The organism is Mesorhizobium sp. M2E.F.Ca.ET.219.01.1.1, assembly GCF_004016445.2.
Lineage (GTDB): Bacteria > Pseudomonadota > Alphaproteobacteria > Rhizobiales > Rhizobiaceae > Mesorhizobium.
Map to the genome: position 1 here is coordinate 1 of NZ_SADT02000248.1, position 289 is coordinate 289.

Consider the following 289-nt stretch of genomic DNA (forward strand, 5'->3'; position numbering starts at 1 on the left):
CGGCCGGAGAGCCGCGCTTGATCGACATGACATGGGGGCAGCAAGGGGCGCCGAAGCTGAGCCTGGTTGGCAAGGGTGTCTGCTTCGACACTGGCGGCCTCGACATCAAGCCGTCCGCGGGCATGCTGTTGATGAAGAAGGACATGGGCGGCGCCGCCAACGTGCTTGGGCTGGCCTCGATGATCATGGCTGCCAGGCTCAACGTGCGGCTGCGCGTCTTGATCCCGGCGGTCGAGAATTCGATTGCCGGCAACGCCTTCCGGCCGGGCGACGTGCTGACGAGCCGCAA

The 289-nt window shown here is 66.1% G+C and carries 1 pseudogene; it reads left to right on the forward strand.

From position 1 onward, the window contains the following. Positions 1-289: pseudogene (locus tag EN862_RS35705) on the forward strand (leucyl aminopeptidase family protein); the annotation flags it as partial.